Raw genomic sequence first — 16,147 nt, 5'->3', positions numbered from 1 at the left:
AGATCGGGCCACGGTCTGGTCTTCCGCCCCCGCCCCCGGACGGAGCGGACGCCTCGGATCCCCCCGTGGGCGGAGACGCGGGACGTGCGTCAGAACGTGGCGGGGGCGAGGCCCTGGGAGCGCCAGACGGTGCCTCGGCGTTCGTGGGCGAAGAGCGTTTCGACGGCGTGGGCGATCTGGGGGCCCGCCTCACGTTCCAGGAGGTAGAGGGCGAGGTCGATGCCGGAGGTGACGCCCGCGCCGGTGACGAGGTCGCCGTCGTCGACGACGCGGGCCGACACGGCGTGGACGCCGGTGGCGGCGAGGACGTCCAGGCCCGTGTGGTGGGTCGTGGCGTGGCGGCCTTCCAGCAGGCCGGCCAGGGCCAGGATGATCGAGCCGCCGCACACGGCGCTGAGCGTCACGTCGGGGTCGTCCTTCGCCGCTTTCAGCAGCGCGGGCAGTTCGGTCGCCAGCGCGCGGTCGAGCAGGACGTGGACGAGTTCGTCCTGCCCCGATCCGTCGGCGTCCGCCTCTTCCAGGCGGCCTGCGGCGCCGGGGACCAGGACCAGGTCGGCTCGCGCGGGATCCAAGGCGGCGGTGGCGTGCAAAACCAGGCCGCCGATGCCGGCGACCACCGCGCGCGGCCCCTCGGCGGAGACCAGTTCCACGGTCACCGCGCCGCCGGACGCGGTGCCGCCCGCGTACAGGACTTCGTAGGGACCGACGACGTCGAGGGGGTCGAAGCCGTCGAACAGGACGATCTGGGCGCGCATCAAGAATTCCTTCGCGTTCGGAGCTGTGCCGGAATCGCTCCTGACGCTAACCGGACGGCGTCGCGCCTCCCAGTGGCGTTAATGACACCTTCCGACGAGAAATCGCCAATGCTTCCGGCACGGCTCAGGGCACGCGGCATTCCGTCGGCCACATCGCATTCGGCTCGTCCACCGCGAACGTTTCACAAAGACCGTCGACGCCATTCCCGCCGCTGACGCTAGCGGTCCGCTTTCCGGGCGCGCTGCCGGGCCGTCCAGTCGGCCGCGTCCTGGCCGTAACGGACGAGGTAGCGGGCGAAGCAGTCACGGTCGTCGGCGGACCACTCGGCGGTGATCGCCTCAAAGGCGGTCCGCTGCTCGGCGGCGAAACGGCGGCGTTCGGCCTCGCCCTCGGGGGTGAGGTGCAGGACGATGCGCCGGCCGTCCTGCTGGGAGGCGGCCCGGCGCAGGAGGCCGTCGGCAATGCAGGCGGCGATCGTGCGGCTGGCGACCGGCTGGGTGACGCCCATCTCGGCGGCGATGCCGCCCACGGTCATCTCCCCGGGCGCCTCGGCGATGACGTTGAGGACCAGGTTGCGGGTGAGGTCGCCGCGATCGCGCGCGGTGCGGCGGCGCAGCCGGGACAGCGCCGGCCCGACCTGGTCGAGAAGGGCGTCGGTGCTGGCGTCGTGCGGTCGCGGCCCGGTCATGCCGCAGATTCTAGCCGCCGTGTCGTCTGACATATGCGACCCGTATGACATATGCATACCCAAAGCTATGTATCGTGGAGGGACGACGAACGAAGGAGCCCCCATGTCCCCGACAGCGATCACCGGCGCCCGCGTCTTCGACGGGGAGACGTCGCTGGGCGTCGCCACCGTCGTCATCGACGGCGGACGCATCGTCCAGGTCGGCGGCGAGCCGCCGGCCGGAGCGCGGATCCATGACGCGCGCGGCGCGACCCTGCTCCCCGGCTTGATCGACGCCCACGTCCACACCCAACGCGACTCGCTGGCCCTGGCGCTGAAGTTCGGCGTCACGACCGAGCTGGAGATGCAGGGCACCAACACGCGCGACAACCGGGCGCAGATAAGCGGTGACGACTCGGTCGCCGACGTCCGTTCGTCCGGCTTCGCCATCACTCCCCCGGGCGGCCACCCCAGCGAGCTGTTCCCCGAGGGCTTCCGCCCCGGGCCCCCGCCCGGCGCCCGGTCCGGGCCGCCGCCGCTGATGCCGTTCTCCTCGACGCCCGAGGAGGCCGCCGCCTTCGTCCCGCGGCTGATCGAGCACGGCTCGGACTACATCAAGTTCATGGTCGACGACGGCAGCGTCGAAGGCCACCCCGGGCTCCCGATGCTGGACCGGGCCACGCTGAACGCCGGGGTCGCCGAGGCCAAGCGGCACGGCATGCTCACCATCGCCCATGCCCTGACGGTCGATGCCACCCGCATGGCCGTCGAAGCGGGCATCGACGGGCTGGCCCACCTGTTCATGGACCGGCCCCACACCGACGAGATCATCGCCCTGATCAAGCACGCGGGCGTGTTCGTGGTGCCGTGCGTCGTCCTCAACGCGTCCATGATGGGCATCGACGGCGGCGCGCTGGCCGACGACCCCCGCGTCGCCTCGCGGCTGGACCCCGCCTGGGACAAGGCGCTGCGCTCCAGTTTCGGCCACTACCCCCAGGGCGTCCTGGACGACGTGCTCGCCTCGGTCAAGGCGCTCAGCGACGCCGGGGTCGACGTGCTCGCCGGGACGGACGCGTCCCTGCCGCTGCCGTTCCTCGGCGGGCTCGCCCACGGCGCGAGCGTCCACCACGAACTCCAGTACCTCGTGCGCGCCGGGCTCACGCCCGTCCAGGCGCTCCGCGCGGCCACCGCGACGACCGCGCGCCGCTTCGCCCTGACCGACCGGGGCCGGATCGCCGACGGGCTGCGCGCCGACCTGCTCCTGGTCGACGGCGACCCGACGACGTCCATCGGCGACACGCTCGACACCCGCGCCGTGTGGAGGAACGGCACACGGCTCGCCGCCTGACCCGCGAGGCCCGTGGTCCGCGATCGCGCGTCCGACGTCGGCGAGCCCCCGGGCCGGTCAGAGGGCGCGGTGCATGATGTGCAGGCCTACGTAGCCTCGGGTCGGGTGCCGGAAGCCTTCCGGGATCGTGCCCAGCACGTCGAAGCCGAGGGACTGGTACAGCTTCGTCGCGCGGACGTTCGTCTCCACGACCGCGTTGAACTGCATCGCGCGGTAGCCCGCCGTCCGCGCCCATTCCATCGTGTGCTCGCACAGGGCGCGTCCCACGCCCTGCCCGGCGTGCGCCGGGTCGACCATGTAGCTCGCGCTCGCGATGTGGGAGGCGTTGCCGCTGTGGTTGCGGTTCATCTTGGCCGTGCCCAGGACGACGCCCGCGTCGTCCTGGGCGACGACCGTCCGGTCGGGGGCGGGCAGGAGCCACCAGTCGCGCCCCTGGTCCCGGGTGAGGTCCGTCGGGAACGTGAAGGTCTCGCCCGCCGCGACGATCGCGTGGAAGAACGGCCAGATGGACGGCCAGTCGCCGGGGGTCGCGTCTCTGATGAGCACACGGCCAGGATGCCCGGACGGGCGCGGGTTCTCCACCGCGTTTCCCGCCGCACTGCCCGCCCGGAGCCGGGACGGCCCCCAGCGGTCATGCGGCCGGGGCGCGGGTGCGGGCCAGAGGAAGCAGGCCGGCCAGGAGGCTCAGGGAGCCGATCGTCATCCAATTCTCGGTGCCCGCGAACGCCAGGATGAGCGCGTTGCCGGCGATGACCAGCACGGCCGCCCAGCGCGGGACGATCCGGCTCTGGTAGAGCGCCGTGCCGAGCACGATCAGGCCGATGAAGACCAGCACCGACAGCATCGTGGACACCAGGAGCATGCCTTGCGGCTTGACGAGTTCCCGGACGACCGGGAGCAGGGTGCCGGTGTCGGTGCGGGCCCGTCCGACGGCGGGGAAGGACAGCCACGCGCCGAGGACCCCGACGAAGTACACCGCGCCGATCGCGGTCAGGGCGGCCCCGATGGCGGCACGCCACGGCGCGGTCGGGAACAGCACGGAGGCCAGGTAGAGGCCGGCGGCGATGAGGATCGGCATCGCGGTGTAGACGAAGATGTGCGGCAGGATCAGTTCCCGGAATCCGCCGTCCGGGGCGGTGATCGTCGCCAGGAACTCCGCGGCCGGGGTCTTGCCGCCCGAATCGGTGTACGGCGCGCTGAAGTCGAAGGTGAAGAAGTCACCGACGCTCCGGTAGCTCAGCGCCCAGCCGACCGCCAGGGCCAGCGGCGCGACGATCAGCGACCAGCGCCCGGCGGCCCCGAGCGTTCTGCTCACGGCGGGTGCGTTCTTGCTCGACATGACGTCCTCCAGATTTCGACGGCCGAATCGCCGGAACCGAAGTATCGTTTCGCCGAAAATCGCAGGTCAATCAAGGGATCGCCGTTTTCGTTCGTTAATGGACAACGGCGCGGAACTGTCCGGGAACGACGAGGCGCGGCGGGCGCGGCGCCGGTCAGAGGTCGAGGGTCAGGGCGGCCGTCCGGCTGCGGGAGACGCAGATCATCATGGTGCGGTTCCCGGCTTGTTCGTCCGGAGTGAGGACGGAGTCGCGATGGTCGGGGCGGCCGGCCAGGATTCCGGTCTCGCAGGTGCCACAGATGCCTTCTTCGCAGGAATAGGCGACGTCGATTCCCGCGTCCTGGAGGATGTGGAGGATGGAGCGGCCGGTGACGGTGAGCCGTAGCCGGTCGTCGGTGGGAAGGCCTTGGGTCTCCTGGGGGTCACCGGAAGGTGCGGACGAAGCCGTAGTCGACGGCGTTGCCGATGTGGTGTTCGCGGGTGCGGTAGAGGCGCAAGCCCTTGGTGCTGACGCCGAGGAGGTCCAGGATCAGCAGGGGGCTGCCGGGGTCGGTCTCCAGGTCGCCGGCGAGCCGCGCGTCGGCGGTCTCGGCCCGGGTGTGCGCGATCTCCCAGGCGGGCGGCGCGCCGTGGACGCGGGCGGCGACGTCGAAGATCGGGTCGTCGGGCGCGCTGATGTCGCTGAGCCCGCGTGCGCCGGGCACGGGCACCTGGTAGTCGGCGAGCATGTGCACCCGTCCGCCCGCGCGCCAGCGTTTGCGGACGTCGAGCATGCCGCAGCCGGACGGCCGGCCGAAGTAGGCCGCCTCGTCGCCGGTCATGGCCCGGAAGCGGATGGACAGCAGCTCGATCGAGGCGTCGGCCAGGCCCGCCCGCCGCAGCGTCTCGATGAACGGCTCCTGCTGGGACAGCCAGGTCCGGATGTCGAGCGCCTCGGTGTTGACGACCGTGCCGGCGCCGGAGCGGCGGGCGATGAGCCCTTCGCCTTCGAGGCGGGCGAGCGCCTCGCGCAACTGCGGGCGGCTCACGCCGAGGTCGCTCGCGAGGACCGGTTCCGGCGGGAGGTTCGCGCCGCTCTCCCGGGTGCGCTCGAACGTGGCCCGGAGCCGCTGCAGCAGCGTGGGGGGCGACGGATGGCTGGCGGTCATGGGCCACAAGCTACCGCAGGAGCCACTTTGTCTGACAAGACCCCAGCACCGAAATCGGCCATGGAAACGCTACTGTGCTGCCAGATGATCCGCCGACGCGGATAGGTGCCGGTTACATCCCCGAAAAGAAGCGAGGCTTTGTCTGACATACTCCGGCCGTAGCGTCCCGGCCATGAACACGACAACGACGACCGCGCCGGGGGCGGCGGCGCCGATCACCAACGAGCACCCGTCCCTCGGCCGGGCCTGGCTCCCGGTCGCCCTGTCCGGCGAGATCACCGCCCGCCCGGCGCGCGTCCTGCTCCTCGGCGAGCCCTGGGTCGTGGTGCGGATGGACGGCACGCTGTTCGCCGCCCGCGACCGCTGCCCGCACCGGCTCGCCCCGCTGAGCATCGGCGCGGTCGTGGACGGCACCCTCCAGTGCAAGTACCACGGCTGGCGGTACGGCACCGACGGCCGGTGCGTCGAGGTCCCCTCGGCCGGCCCGGACGCGCGAATCCCCTCGCGGGCCGTGCTGGACAGGCCGTTCGGCGTGCGCGAGCACCTCGGCCTCGTCTGGATCGCCCCACGCGAACCGGTCCTCGACCTGCCGGGCCTGCCGGGCTGGGACACCCCGGGCATCGACCGGATCTTCGCCGAGCCCCGCCGCACGACCGCGTCGGCGGCGCAGCTCGTGGACAACTTCGTGGACATCTCGCACTTCGCGACCGTCCACACCGGCACGTTCGGCACCCCGGAGAGCGCGCAGATCGCGCCGAGCGACGTCACCCGGCAGGCCTGGACCGCCAACACCCGCTACACGACGTACTACCGGAACACCGACGACCCGCTGACCGCGACGGGCGAGCACCCCGAGATCCAGCCGCACGTGGTGGAGAAGACCGCGTTCGCGCCGAGCGTGGTCGCGATGTGCCTCACGTTCCCGCTCACCGACCAGGTCTTCGAGATCCTCTACGCGCTGCAACCCGAGAGCGCGACCTCGACCCGCATCTACAAGGTCATGACCCGCAACGACTTCCACGGCGACGCCGGGAGGATCAAGGCGATGCTCGACTTCGAGGACGCCGTCCTGGACGAGGACCTGTTCGTCCTGGAGAGCTTCGACCGCGCCGAACTCAACCTCGACGCCCGGGTCGAGCTGCACACCCGCGCCGACCGGATGAGCCTGGCCTACCGCAAGCTCCTCGGCCGGCTCGTGGAACTGGACGCCGGGCCGAGATCGACGCCGTCGGCGTAGCTACTCCGGGTGGTCCGTGACGCCGAGTTCGACGCAGCAGTGGCCGGGCTCCGGTTTGAGCGCGGCGTGGACGGTGGGCGCGTCCAGGCCGTCCAGGAACCCGGACAGGAACGCGTGGTTGATGCCGCAGACCAGGTCCGGCGCCTCGGCGGCGAGCGGGTGGAAGGGGCAGTTGCGGAGCCGGACCAGGGTGGGCGCGTCGCGGGCGGGCTCGAAGCCGTGCCGTTCCAGGACCTGTTCGGCGCAGGTCAGGGCCCGTTCGGCGCCCAGCCGTCCGCCGCGCAGGGCGGCCCGTTCGTCTTCGCCCAGCCGACGGCCCCGGTCGCGGGCCAGGCGACGGGCCGCCTGGTCCGCGGTCTCCCCCGGCGCCTCGGCCCGGACGGCGTCGATCAGGATGCCGGCGAGCAGCACGGGCTCGCGCGGCGGGATGCTGACCTGGACGGCCAGCGACGACGGCTCGTACACCTTGGGCGCGCGGCCGACGCGGCGCAGCCCGCCGGGGTGCTCGTAGCGGGTGGCCAGCAGCCCGGCGTCGACGAGCTTGTCCAGGTGGAAGGCGGCGAGCTTGCGGGAGATGCCCGCGCTCCTGGCCGCCTCGTCGCGGGTGACGGCCCGGCCCGCCCGGCGGATGAACGCGTACATGCCGCGGCGCAGGTCGTCGCCGAGGACGGCGATCGCCGCGAACCGGGAGGGATCCGAGATCACTCCGCCACGATAACACCCAAAGATCTTGTCCATGCCGCGCCGACATGCCCGTGCACCGCGTGAGTTGACACGTCCCGGCGAATATCACTAAGACTTGTTGGCGAAATAGGAGGTCGAGCCGTCCACGCGTCCGGCCGACCGTCCCCCCGGCGTCACGCACGAAGAGGAACACCATGGACATCGCCGCACCGGTCGCCCGGCCCGCCACCGCCCCCCGCCGGTGAGCGTCGACCCGCAGGCCCTCCCGCCCGTCCGTCCGCAGCCCGGCGCCGCGCCGCTGCGGGTGGTGCGGGAACCGGACGGCCTGGACCTGGCGGCGGCCGAGCAGGCCGCCGCGCAGTTCCTCGCCGCCCTCGGCGTGGACGCCTCCGCCGAAGGACTGCGCGACACCCCGCGCCGCATGGCCCACGCTTATGCCGAGCTGTTCGGTCCGCGTCCGTTCGATCTGACGACGTTCCCGAACGACGAGGGTTATGACGAGCTGATCGTCGTGCGGGCCATCCCGCTGCGATCGGTGTGCGAGCACCACCTGCTCCCGTTCGTCGGCGTCGCGCACGTCGGCTACCTGCCGGGCGACCGCATCGTCGGGCTGTCGAAGCTCGCCCGCGTGGTCGAGCACTTCGCGCGGCGCCCGCAGGTCCAGGAACGGCTCACCAAGCAGGTCGCCGACTGGCTGCACGCCCATCTGCGGGCGCAGGGCGTCGGTGTGGTGGTAGAAGCGGACCATAGCTGCATGACGCTGCGCGGCGCGCAGACGCCCGGCACGCGGACGATCACGTCCGCGCTGGTCGGGACGCTGCGCGACGACGCCCGCACCCGCGCCGAGTTCCTCGCTCTCGTCCACGGCCGGCACCCCGCCGGCCTCTGACTCCCAGGAGACTTCGGACCATGCCCGAACCTGCGACCTTCGTCATCGTCGGCGGCGGCCTCGCCGCCGCCAAAGCGTGCGAGGCCCTGCGCGACGAGGGCTTCGACGGCCGTATCGTCCTGATCGGCCGGGAGGAGCACCTTCCCTACGAACGTCCGCCGCTCTCCAAGGGGTACCTGCAAGGGGACAGCGGGCGGGACGAGATGGTCGTCCACGACCGGGACTGGTACGACCGGAACGCCGTCGAGCTGCGCCTGGGCGCGGAGGTCACGGCCATCGACCCCGGCGGCCGCACGGTCACCCTCGCCGGCGGCGAGCGGATCGGGTACGACAAGCTGCTGCTGGCCACCGGCGCCCGGCCGCGTCGTCTCGCCGTCCCCGGCGCGGACGGTCCGACGGTGCGCTACCTGCGCACGGTCGACGACAGCGAACGGCTCCGCGACACCCTCGCCGCCGCCGCCCGGATCGCGATCATCGGGGGCGGCTGGATCGGGCTGGAGGTCGCCGCGGCGGCCCGTGCGGCGGGCGCCGAGGTCACCGTGATCGAGTCCGAGTCCGCGCCGCTGCTGCGCGTCCTCGGCCCGCGGATCGCCGACGTCTTCACGAAGCTGCACCGCGAGCACGGCGTCGAGTTCGCGTTCGGCGCGCGGGTCGCGGAGATCACCGCCGCGGGCGTGCTGCTCGCCGACGGCACGCGCGTGGACGCGGACGCCGTCGTGGTCGGCGTCGGCGCCGTCCCGGACACCGGCCTCGCCGAGGCCGCCGGGCTCGCCGTCGGGGACGGGATCGAGGTCGGCGCCGACCTGCGCACCTCCGACCCCGACATCTTCGCCGCCGGGGACGTCGCGGGCGCCTACCACCCGCTGTTGGAACGGCGCGTCCGCGTCGAGCACTGGGCGAACGCGCTCAACCAGCCCGCCGTCGCCGCGCGCGGCATGCTCGGGCGTCCCGGCGGCTACGAGAACCTGCCCTACTTCTACACCGACCAGTACGACCTGGGCATGGAGTACGTCGGCCACATCCCGCCGGGCGAAGACCCGGACGTCGTCGTGCGCGGCGACCTGGACGCCCGCGAGTTCATCGCCTTCTGGCTCGTAGCGGACCGGGTCGTCGCGGCGATGAACGTCAACGTCTGGGACGTCACCGACGACACGCAGGCCCTCATCCGCTCCGCGAGTCCCGTCGACCGGGACCGCCTCGCCGACCCGGGCACGCCCCTCGACCGGCTGGTGTGACAGGTCGCCGTCCGGGCCCCGCGCCCGGACGGCGACCCGGCCTAGCCCCGGACCACCGAGCGGATCCAGGCGAGCTGCTGGACGATCTCACCGGCCTCGGCGGTCCGCTCCCGGTCGGAGCCGTCGAAGACGCCGAGCAGGGTCTCGGTGCCGCGCGGGCCGATGCTCATCACGGGGCCGCCGGAGTCGCCGCCGGCCGGGATCCCGGCCACCTTCTCCATGCAGAAGTCCGGGCCGCCCGGCGCGGTGTACCCCTTGCACCGGGGGTCGTCGGGCCGCACCACCCGCAGCGTCGACTGCTTCAGGACGGGCGACTGGCAGGCGTTCTCGTCCTCCGCCGCGCAGGTGGCGCCCCACCCGTACTGCCGCACGAGCTGGCCGCGCCGGACGTGGGTCGTGGCCAGGCGCGCCGTCGGGACGTTCATCGGCGCCACCTTGATGAGCATCATGTCGGCGTGCGCGCTTCCCACGCGCTTGCCGGCCGGACGGACCGTGACGCCCTTGCGCATGTCGAGGGCGCCGACCCGGAACGAGATCCGCTTGTCGCGGATCGGCAGCGCCTGCTCGTAGAAGCAGTGAGACGCGGTGAGGATCCATCGCCGGGTGATCGCCGTCCCTGTGCAGGCCGGTTTCCCGTCGATGAGCATCCGGACGGCCCACGGCCCGTAGGTGCTCGTCGACCCGCCGATGACGGCGGACGCCGGGGCCGCCGCCACGACCGACCCCGCCAGCAGCAGGGCGGTCACCACCGGCACACGAACTCGACGCGTCATCCGGGAACTCCTCTCGTCGGGACATACGGAGGGTGAGACACGTCGTCGGGCCGGAAAGTTGGACCACCTTCCGGTGTTTCGTACGACAGGGTCTTCTGTCTCCCGTGCCGCGAGAAATCCCGGAGACGCCCGAACTTCGGCGGCGCTCCGTTGCTCTCACTCCACCGAGAGCGACCGAGGGGCCGCTACCAGGGGGCAGAAATGATCACGATGAAGCGTTCGGTGACGGTCGCGGCGACGGTGGGCGCCGTTCTCGCCGGGGGCGCCGTGCTGTCGGCCGCGCACGCCGAGACCGTCGCACCGGCCTACGTGCAGGGCAAGGTCACGGCCTCGCCGCAGCTGGCGATCCGGACCAAGCCCACCACCAGGTCGTTCCGCGAGGGCGCCTACAACAAGGGCGACGTTCTCGCGCTCGCGTGCTCCGTCAAGGGCGAGCGCGTCTTCGGGAACAACGTCTGGTACAAGCTCGACCCGACGCACAACGACAATTTCGAAGGCGTCGGCTACGTGTCCGCGCACTACATCAAGCTCCTGGGCGCCAAGCCGCGCGGCTGCTGACGCCCGCCTTCCGGCATGAGCGCGAAACCGTCGCGTCGTGCCGCTCGCGCAAGGCGGTTCAACACCGGGACCCCGCGCGCGGCAGTGTCCCCGCCACTGCCGCGCGCGGCGCGCGTCAGGCGGTGGCGAGGAGGTTGTCGCAGGCCGACGACGGGACGCGGCCCGTCATGAACGACAGGAACTCGGCGACGAACGCGCCGGACGTGATGTCGCCGGTCCCCGTGGTCTCCACGTCGCGCTGGAAGCCGGAGCGGAACAGGAGGCGGTACTCCTCGGCGGAGATCGTGCCGCTGCCGTCCTTGTCGGCCGCCTCGAACAGCACCTCGGCGACGTGGGCCAGCGCCGGGCCGGACAGGGCGGCGGCGCCCGCCGCGAACTCCGCGCGCGTGACGACCTCGTCGCCGTCGGCGTCCATCGCGGCGAGCAGTTCCTGCCACCAGGCCGCGAACGCGCCGAACAGACGCGTCTCGGCCGGCTCGTCGAGGTCGAGCCGGGTGGCGATCTCACGGGCCATCGCCGCGAGGTCCGGCCAGGTCAGGCGCCCGTCGCCGGTCTGGTCGAGCACCTCGTGGAACAGGCGGTCGGCGTCCCGGGACGCGGGCGCCCGGTGCCGGGGCCGGAGCAGGCGCTGCGCCTTGGCCGCCTGTTCCATCAGCAGGCCCATCATCTTGATGGGGCCGAGCGTGGACTCGCGGGACGGGTCGAGGATGTCGATCACCACGGTCGAGCGGCTCAGCGACGGCGGCAGCAGCATCGTGATCACGCCGACGCCGAAGTATCCGCCGCGCATGAGCGCGTCCGCGCCGGGCGGGGCCGTGTAGCCGTGCCGCGCGCGGAAGGTCTCGGGGAGCGAGGCGAGCGTCACGGCCGAGGCGACGGGACCGATCATGGCGCGCGCGACGGCCCAGAGCGCGGGCCGGGCCTTGAGCAGGGGCGGCGCCGGGACCGTCGCGAACAGCTCGTGGAGGATCGCCTGGACCGCCGCGTTGTCCTCCAACTGCTCGGCGACCATCGCCGCGAAGTACGCGCGGAACTCCGCCGGGGTCGGCGGCAGCAGGTCGTCGCGGCCCTGCAGGACGGTCAGCAGCGCCTTGAACTCCTCATAGAGCCGCCCTTCCTCCCGGACGGTCAGCGGCGTGCCGGTGAGGCGGCAGACCTCGACCGTCGAGTCGTACAGGGTGGCGATCACCCAGGCGCGGGCGTCGCCGTCGAGGGCGCTGTAGGCACGGCCCTGCTCGTCCGTGCCGGTGATGCGGGCGTGCAGCCGGTTGAGCCGGTCGACCTCGCGCAACTGGACGGCGACGTCCTCGTCCACGAGACGGTCGACGCTGGTGATCGTGTTGAACAGCCGCCGCCACGGGTGCGCGGCGAACGTCGAGTGGTCCAGGAGCGCGCCGCCCACCTGCGGGTGCGCGGCCTCCAGGGCGGTGGCGCGGACGGCGGCCAGTCCCCAGCGCAGCTCGCTGCTCAGCTTCCGCAGCAGCGATCCGCTGCCGAACTTGCGCACGAGTTCGATCCGCTGTTCGTGGTCGAGGGGGTCCGTCACGTCAGATCATCTCCATCGCGTCGAAGCGGCCGAGTCCTCCGTACCGGCGCTTGCGCCGCCGGTACTCCTCCAGGCACGCGCGGTACTCCGCGGCCCGGAAGTCGGGCCACAGGGTCGGGGGGAACATCCATTCGGCGTAGGCGACCTGCCACAGCATGAAGTTCGAGACGCGCTGCTCCCCGGACGTCCGGATCACCAGGTCGACGTCCGGCGTGTCCGGGTACTGGAACTTCGCGGCCAGCGCCTCCTCGGTCACGGCCTCTTCGGGCACGCCGTCGCGCACCAGCGCCCGCGCCGCGCGGACGATCGCGTCGCGTCCGCCGTGGTCGAACGCGACGGTCAGCGTCATCCGCGTGTTCCCGCTGGTCAGCTCCACGATCTCGGCGATGTCGCGGGCGAGGGACGACGGGATCCGCCGGTCGTCGCCGCCGAGGAAGCGGCAGCGGATCCCGCGCAGGTGCAGCGAGGGGGCGTGCTTGCGCAGCGTCCGCTGCACCAGCCGCATGAGGAAGGCGACCTCGTCGTCGGGACGCGTCCAGTTCTCGGTCGAGAACGCGTACAGGGTCAGCCACTCGACGCCGCACGCGTGCGACGTCTCGATGACGTCGATGACGGAGCCCTCCGCGACGCGGTGGCCCTCCGTCCGCGTCAGGCCCTTCCGCTCGGCCCAGCGTCCGTTGCCGTCCATCACGCAGGCCACATGCCGTGGCAGCACAGCGACCATCTATCCTCCTGTGCCCAGAGGATGACACACCGCAACCACCCATGAGCGGCCTTTCCCGAACTCCCGCACCAACCCGTCGGCTCGGTACGTCTTGCGCTCCCGGTCGCGACCGGGCGGGTTCCTGCGGGTACCCCGCTCCCTAGTGGTGGTGGTACTGATGGACGACCGCGTGGCCCTTGCCGCGTCCGATCATCCAGCGGTTGACGGGCGTGGTGAGCAGGAAGGCGATCAGGAAGGCGACGGCCAGCGAGAGCCAGAACACCGCGTCGCCGAGGCCCGCGTCCATCGCGCCGGGGAACGCCACCACGGTCGCGTTGTCGAGCAGTTCCATCACGGCGATCGAGACGGTGTCGGCGGCCAGCGCGACCTTCAGCGCCGCGCGCGGCGACAGGCCCGCGCGGAGCACGCCGCGCATCGTCAGGCCGTAGCCGAAGACGAACGCGAGGACGACGGCGGCGACGAAGGTCGGGACGTTCGACCAGCCGAACAGCGTCCCGAGGACCATGCCCAGCACCTCGCCGATGGCGCACCCGGTGAGGCAGTGCAGGGTCGCCTGCGCGGCCGCCGCCCACGTCGCGCCCACGGCCGCCGGTGCTCCGTGGGAATGGTGGTCGCTCATGGTGCCCTCCGTGGTGCGTCGAACCGTCAGCACGGGTGAACGATACCCCCGGCCGGTATATTCCGGGTGGCGGCGGGCCGATCACGGTGGTGCGGCCGGGGTCCAGCGCGGCCGGTTCGTGCCCGCGCCGTCACACCGCGCGGGGGCCGGGCGGCCTCGATCGTGTCCCGTCGGCGCCGGTGTCGGTCGCCGCGCGGGGCGGGGATCCGGCGGGCTGGCCGGTTCCAGCCAGACCCGGTCTCCGGGGTCGTCCGTCGTTACGCTGAAGCCCTTCTGCGAGGCCGGGAGGCGTTGTGGACGGGTACGCGTGAGCCGCCGCGGGCTCATCATCGCCGGATCGGTCGCCGGGGTGCTCGCGGTCGTCGTCGCTATCGGGTTCTTCGTCGTCCGTTCGATGGCGCCGGAGTACCGGACGACCCTGCTGGTCGACTCCTCGGCCACGAACGCGGCGGACTTCGACGCGCTGCGCGGCGCGGTCGCGGCCGTGACGGACGACGCGGGCGACCACGACGCGCTCGCGCTGCGCCGGTTCGGCGGGGCGTGCGGCGATCCGCACGCCACGGCCCAGCTCGTCAGGAGCGGGACGGGCAACGGGGCGAAGATCGGCGCGGCCGTCCGCCGGCTCGTCCCCGCCGGACGGGCCACACTCGGCGGCGGCGTCCTCGCGGCGATCCACGACTTCACCGGCCGGTTCCCGCAGCGGGGCACCAAGCGGAACCGGATCGTCGTCGTGACGAGCCACGGGACCGACGCGTGCACGTCCGACACGGCCGCGCTGCGGCGCACGATCGAGGCGCGGGCGCGCAAAGCCGGGCTGGACCTGCAGTTCCGGTTCGTCGGGTACAAGGTCGCGCCGCAGGAGCAGGCCGCGCTGACGCAGCTCGCCTCGGCGGGCGGCGGCCGTCCGGCGTTCGTGGACAACCGCACCGACCTGACCGCCACGCTGAAGAAGTTCACCGTGCCGTCGTCGGGCGAACTCCAGCCGATCGCCGTGCCGACCCGGACGGTCACCGCCGAGCCCTGCGAGAAGACGGTCGATGGGGCGCAGCAGCCGAAGCCGGCACCGACGTCGGTGCGCCTGCCGAGCCAGGTCGTCCTGCCGCCCCGCGCCCGCGTGTACGCGGCGGGCATGTACGGGACGGTCGCGGAGTACCTGATCGGACCGGCCGCCGTCTGCGACAACTCCTATCTCGGGCTCTCCTCCGGGACGGGCGCGTGGATCGGGAGCGACACCGGCGAGGGCGTCCAGGCGTGGTTCACGGCCGGGGGCGTCACGCCGCGCATGGAGATCGCGTGCAGCGTGTTCGGTGGCGTCGCGTCCCAGTTGCGGGACCCGGCGTACGGGACCGGCTGCACGCGGCACGACAAGGGGTCCACGGACCTTCCGACCGGCGCGCCCGACTTCTACGCGGCGACGGGCACGATCGCCATTGCCAGCCGGAACTCCGTGCCGGGCGGCAGCGTCGGGCTCACCACGCTGTCGTTCGAGCAGGGCACGCCCGCGCCGCGCTGGATCACCTGCACGCTGCCGCGCGCCGCCGCCGCGACGTGCACCGCCGCGCTCACCTACTTCCTCGTCCAGCAGTCGGCCGGCACGCAGGTCACATCGGCCTCGCTCGACGCGATGAGCAAGGCCGTCGGCGCGTACGTGGCGCGCACCTTGACGCGATGAGCAAGGCCGCCGCGCGCTAGGGGAAGGCGGTCAGTTCGAGCGTGCCGCCCGCGACGCGCTCGCCGTACTGTTCGACGCCCGCCGACGCCGTCACGACGTCCGGCGACGTGCCGCGCGCGACCGACATCGAGCACTCGACGGGCGCGTCCAGCTCCACGAACGTGGTGAAGTCCAGCGCGGCGCGGGTCAGCGCGGCGCCGCCGCCGTTCGCCGAGGTCAGCAGCGTGCTCTGGCGGAGCGCCTCGATGAGCAGCGAGCCGGGGACGTGGTCGTAGTCGCGGTCGAAGAACGACGGGTGCGAGCGGTCCAGGACGACGGGGAACCGGTCCGGCCGGGACGGCGCCAGTCCGACGACGACGTTGCGCGGGTCGCGGCGTCCCACCGACGCGGGATCGACCGGACGGACCTCGGGCGCGCTTCCCGCCGTCCGGCGCGACCGCTGGTAGGCGCGGATCTCCTCGTACGACTCGCGCGGGAACATGATGCTGCTGAACGACAGCGTCATCGCCAGGGCCGACCCGACCGTGTAGGTGCCGGTGATCTCGAACGTGTCGCCGCGCCCGTCCGGACGGGTGACGCGGAGCTGGACGACGCCGTCCAGCGGGGAGACGCCGTCGTCGCGGTAGGCGTCCAGGTCCTCCACGGCCAGGTCGAGGCGCTGCACCCCGGACGGCGTGCCGCGCGGAACGTCCAGGTACTTGTGCCGGACGAGCACGAACGCCTGCCGGAACGCCTCCACGGTCGAGACGGTGTCGTGCCACGGGCCGCGCTGGTCGGACCAGAGCACGTGGCCGCGCGGGACGCGCATCGCGAGGACGAACTCGTCCGGCGCGACCCGTCCGGCGTCGGTGACGAACACCTCGGCCGCCGAGCGCCGGTTGACCGCGAACGGCGGCACGGTCGCCTCGAAGCCGAGCGCGGCGGACGCGGGATGGACGGCGTGGTCGGTCAT

At 72.6% G+C, this 16,147-nt stretch carries 18 protein-coding genes; 6 read left to right on the top strand and 12 right to left on the bottom strand.

The window, feature by feature from the left end; translation table 11 throughout:
• Positions 1-89 precede the first annotated feature (89 nt).
• A complete protein-coding gene (locus BTM25_RS23445; protein WP_103565130.1) occupies positions 90-755 on the bottom strand; it encodes a DJ-1/PfpI family protein in 666 nt (221 codons plus the stop codon).
• A gap of 218 nt (positions 756-973) precedes the next feature.
• Positions 974-1,444 carry a MarR family winged helix-turn-helix transcriptional regulator gene (locus tag BTM25_RS23440; protein ID WP_103565129.1) on the bottom strand — a complete coding sequence of 157 codons (471 nt, stop codon included), beginning with the start codon at positions 1,442-1,444 and terminating at the stop codon, positions 974-976.
• Between the two features lie 103 nt (positions 1,445-1,547).
• Here BTM25_RS23440 and BTM25_RS23435 point away from each other — a divergent pair, with 103 nt between their 5' ends.
• Positions 1,548-2,771: an amidohydrolase family protein gene (locus BTM25_RS23435; RefSeq protein ID WP_103565128.1), complete on the top strand. Its 1,224-nt coding sequence runs from the start codon at positions 1,548-1,550 to the stop codon at positions 2,769-2,771.
• A 57-nt stretch (positions 2,772-2,828) separates the two neighbouring features.
• Here BTM25_RS23435 and BTM25_RS23430 read toward each other — a convergent pair whose 3' ends face one another.
• The 4 genes from BTM25_RS23430 to BTM25_RS23415 all read right to left on the bottom strand — a co-directional run bounded on the left by BTM25_RS23430 (position 2,829) and on the right by BTM25_RS23415 (position 5,258).
• On the bottom strand, positions 2,829-3,317 hold the full coding sequence (locus BTM25_RS23430) for a GNAT family N-acetyltransferase (protein WP_103565127.1): 489 nt from the start codon (positions 3,315-3,317) through the stop codon (positions 2,829-2,831).
• 85 nt (positions 3,318-3,402) lie between these two features.
• Complete coding sequence (locus BTM25_RS23425; RefSeq protein ID WP_103565126.1) at positions 3,403-4,110, bottom strand: DUF4386 family protein; 708 nt, start codon at positions 4,108-4,110, stop codon at positions 3,403-3,405.
• A gap of 154 nt (positions 4,111-4,264) precedes the next feature.
• Positions 4,265-4,468: a 2Fe-2S iron-sulfur cluster-binding protein gene (locus BTM25_RS30825; RefSeq protein ID WP_103565327.1), complete on the bottom strand. Its 204-nt coding sequence runs from the start codon at positions 4,466-4,468 to the stop codon at positions 4,265-4,267.
• 64 nt (positions 4,469-4,532) lie between these two features.
• Positions 4,533-5,258: a GntR family transcriptional regulator gene (locus BTM25_RS23415; RefSeq protein WP_103565125.1), complete on the bottom strand. Its 726-nt coding sequence runs from the start codon at positions 5,256-5,258 to the stop codon at positions 4,533-4,535.
• A 172-nt stretch (positions 5,259-5,430) separates the two neighbouring features.
• On the opposite strand from BTM25_RS23415, the gene BTM25_RS23410 reads away from it, so the two are divergent.
• Positions 5,431-6,495, top strand: coding sequence for an aromatic ring-hydroxylating oxygenase subunit alpha (locus BTM25_RS23410; RefSeq protein WP_103565124.1), 1,065 nt, complete (start codon positions 5,431-5,433; stop codon positions 6,493-6,495).
• Here BTM25_RS23410 and BTM25_RS23405 read toward each other — a convergent pair whose 3' ends face one another.
• On the bottom strand, positions 6,496-7,200 hold the full coding sequence (locus BTM25_RS23405) for a helix-turn-helix transcriptional regulator (RefSeq protein ID WP_205648232.1): 705 nt from the start codon (positions 7,198-7,200) through the stop codon (positions 6,496-6,498).
• 283 nt (positions 7,201-7,483) lie between these two features.
• Here BTM25_RS23405 and folE point away from each other — a divergent pair, with 283 nt between their 5' ends.
• Entirely contained in the window at positions 7,484-8,068 is a 585-nt protein-coding gene (gene folE, locus BTM25_RS23400) for a GTP cyclohydrolase I FolE (protein WP_205648254.1), read from the top strand.
• Positions 8,069-8,088: 20 nt separating this feature from the next.
• Entirely contained in the window at positions 8,089-9,303 is a 1,215-nt protein-coding gene (locus tag BTM25_RS23395) for an NAD(P)/FAD-dependent oxidoreductase (protein WP_103565122.1), read from the top strand.
• Positions 9,304-9,344: 41 nt separating this feature from the next.
• Here BTM25_RS23395 and BTM25_RS23390 read toward each other — a convergent pair whose 3' ends face one another.
• Positions 9,345-10,076, bottom strand: a complete 732-nt coding sequence (locus tag BTM25_RS23390; protein WP_103565121.1) for a S1 family peptidase — start codon at positions 10,074-10,076, stop codon at positions 9,345-9,347.
• 201 nt (positions 10,077-10,277) lie between these two features.
• Between BTM25_RS23390 and BTM25_RS23385 the strand changes: the two genes are divergently transcribed.
• Positions 10,278-10,634, top strand: a complete 357-nt coding sequence (locus BTM25_RS23385; protein ID WP_103565120.1) for an SH3 domain-containing protein — start codon at positions 10,278-10,280, stop codon at positions 10,632-10,634.
• A gap of 115 nt (positions 10,635-10,749) precedes the next feature.
• Here BTM25_RS23385 and BTM25_RS23380 read toward each other — a convergent pair whose 3' ends face one another.
• From BTM25_RS23380 to BTM25_RS23370, 3 genes are all read right to left on the bottom strand, one after another.
• Complete coding sequence (locus BTM25_RS23380; protein WP_235828585.1) at positions 10,750-12,180, bottom strand: oxygenase MpaB family protein; 1,431 nt, start codon at positions 12,178-12,180, stop codon at positions 10,750-10,752.
• 1 nt (position 12,181) lies between these two features.
• On the bottom strand, positions 12,182-12,904 hold the full coding sequence (gene uppS, locus BTM25_RS23375) for a polyprenyl diphosphate synthase (RefSeq protein ID WP_103565119.1): 723 nt from the start codon (positions 12,902-12,904) through the stop codon (positions 12,182-12,184).
• A gap of 139 nt (positions 12,905-13,043) precedes the next feature.
• Positions 13,044-13,523: a DUF4396 domain-containing protein gene (locus tag BTM25_RS23370; RefSeq protein WP_103565118.1), complete on the bottom strand. Its 480-nt coding sequence runs from the start codon at positions 13,521-13,523 to the stop codon at positions 13,044-13,046.
• Between the two features lie 307 nt (positions 13,524-13,830).
• Here BTM25_RS23370 and BTM25_RS23365 point away from each other — a divergent pair, with 307 nt between their 5' ends.
• Positions 13,831-15,195, top strand: coding sequence for a vWA domain-containing protein (locus BTM25_RS23365; protein WP_103565117.1), 1,365 nt, complete (start codon positions 13,831-13,833; stop codon positions 15,193-15,195).
• 16 nt (positions 15,196-15,211) lie between these two features.
• On the opposite strand, the gene BTM25_RS23360 is transcribed toward BTM25_RS23365, so the two are convergent.
• Positions 15,212-16,147: an AfsA-related hotdog domain-containing protein gene (locus BTM25_RS23360; protein WP_103565116.1), complete on the bottom strand. Its 936-nt coding sequence runs from the start codon at positions 16,145-16,147 to the stop codon at positions 15,212-15,214.

The sequence above is a fragment of the Actinomadura rubteroloni genome (assembly GCF_002911665.1).
GTDB lineage: Bacteria > Actinomycetota > Actinomycetes > Streptosporangiales > Streptosporangiaceae > Spirillospora > Spirillospora rubteroloni.
This window is presented reverse-complemented; position numbering and strand designations above follow the sequence as displayed.

What these genes read in the sequence shown, in the direction of transcription:
- BTM25_RS23360 (WP_103565116.1), bottom strand. Translation starts at nt 16,147, where the DNA reads ATGACCGACCACGCCGTCCATCCCGCGTCCGCCGCGCTCGGCTTCGAG.
- BTM25_RS23435 (WP_103565128.1), top strand. Translation starts at nt 1,548, where the DNA reads ATGTCCCCGACAGCGATCACCGGCGCCCGCGTCTTCGACGGGGAGACG.
- BTM25_RS23415 (WP_103565125.1), bottom strand. Translation starts at nt 5,258, where the DNA reads ATGACCGCCAGCCATCCGTCGCCCCCCACGCTGCTGCAGCGGCTCCGG.
- BTM25_RS23425 (WP_103565126.1), bottom strand. Translation starts at nt 4,110, where the DNA reads ATGTCGAGCAAGAACGCACCCGCCGTGAGCAGAACGCTCGGGGCCGCC.
- BTM25_RS23370 (WP_103565118.1), bottom strand. Translation starts at nt 13,523, where the DNA reads ATGAGCGACCACCATTCCCACGGAGCACCGGCGGCCGTGGGCGCGACG.
- BTM25_RS23440 (WP_103565129.1), bottom strand. Translation starts at nt 1,444, where the DNA reads ATGACCGGGCCGCGACCGCACGACGCCAGCACCGACGCCCTTCTCGAC.
- BTM25_RS23395 (WP_103565122.1), top strand. Translation starts at nt 8,089, where the DNA reads ATGCCCGAACCTGCGACCTTCGTCATCGTCGGCGGCGGCCTCGCCGCC.
- BTM25_RS23410 (WP_103565124.1), top strand. Translation starts at nt 5,431, where the DNA reads ATGAACACGACAACGACGACCGCGCCGGGGGCGGCGGCGCCGATCACC.
- BTM25_RS23390 (WP_103565121.1), bottom strand. Translation starts at nt 10,076, where the DNA reads ATGACGCGTCGAGTTCGTGTGCCGGTGGTGACCGCCCTGCTGCTGGCG.
- BTM25_RS23445 (WP_103565130.1), bottom strand. Translation starts at nt 755, where the DNA reads ATGCGCGCCCAGATCGTCCTGTTCGACGGCTTCGACCCCCTCGACGTC.
- uppS (WP_103565119.1), bottom strand. Translation starts at nt 12,904, where the DNA reads ATGGTCGCTGTGCTGCCACGGCATGTGGCCTGCGTGATGGACGGCAAC.
- BTM25_RS23385 (WP_103565120.1), top strand. Translation starts at nt 10,278, where the DNA reads ATGATCACGATGAAGCGTTCGGTGACGGTCGCGGCGACGGTGGGCGCC.